The organism is Neisseria sp. P0022.S010, assembly GCF_051956635.1.
Genome location: NZ_JBQCXF010000741.1, coordinates 1 through 1,019, shown reverse-complemented (window position 1 = coordinate 1,019; position 1,019 = coordinate 1). Strand labels below are relative to the sequence as shown.

At 54.9% G+C, this 1,019-nt stretch carries 2 protein-coding genes; both read left to right on the top strand.

What is annotated here, in order from left to right:
• Window positions 1-322: SDR family oxidoreductase (locus ACTHUT_RS21090; RefSeq protein ID WP_440419755.1), on the top strand; the 322-nt coding region annotated here is incomplete at its 5' end.
• A partial coding sequence (locus ACTHUT_RS21085; protein WP_440419753.1) for a beta-ketoacyl synthase N-terminal-like domain-containing protein occupies window positions 316-1,019 on the top strand: 704 nt, incomplete at its 3' end. The genes ACTHUT_RS21090 and ACTHUT_RS21085, both read left to right, overlap by 7 nt.

The following is a 1,019-nucleotide window of genomic DNA, read 5'->3' as shown; positions in this document are numbered from 1 at the left end:
GTGCATGGCGTCGGTGTCCGGTTTGACGGGCAACCGCGGTCAGGTCAATTACAGCGCGTCCAAAGCGGGCCTGATCGGCGCGGCAAAAGCCTTGGCGGTTGAGTTGGCAAAACGCAAAATTACCGTCAACTGCGTGGCACCGGGTTTGATCGATACGGACATTGTCGATGAAAATGTACCCGTTGAAGAAATTTTGAAAGCCGTCCCCGCCGCGCGTATGGGGCTGCCGGAAGAAGTGGCGCATGCGGTGCGCTTCCTGATGGATGAAAAAGCGGCGTACATCACGCGCCAAGTGATTGCGGTGAACGGAGGTTTGTGTTGAATACCAGAAGAGTCGTAGTAACGGGCATAGGCGGCATTACCGCCTTCGGTCGTGATTGGCAAAGCATACAGGCGGCGTTTAAAGCCGAAAAAAATGCCGTCAAATACATGGATTGGCGCGAACGTTTCCCCGAATTGGAAGCGCAACTGGGCGCACCGATTGAAGGCTATTCTCCTCCCGAATATTGGACGCGCAAGCAGCTCAGAAGCATGGGGCGCGTATCGCATTTGTGTGTCGATGCGGCGGAACAAGCTTTGACGGATGCAGGTTTGCTGGGGGATGAACGCATTACCGACGGCCGTATGGGCGTAGCGTGCGGTTCGTCTGTCGGCAGTACTAAAGACATTGGCGATATGGGTGAACTTTTGCTGACAGGCACATCGCGCAATTTTAACGCCAATACTTATGTGCGCATGATGCCGCATACGACTGCCGCCAATATCGGTATTTTCTTCGGCTTGAAAGGCCGCATTATTCCGACTTCAAGCGCGTGTTCTTCGGGCAGCCAAGGCATTGGTTATGCCTATGAAGCGATTAAATACGGCCTGATTGATATGATGCTGGCTGGCGGCGGCGAAGAGTTTTGTCCGTCCGAAGTGTATGTATTCGACTCGCTTTATGCCGCCAGCCGCCGCAACGGCGAACCTGAGCTGACGCCACGCCCTTACGACAACGCTCGAGACGGCTTGGTCATCGG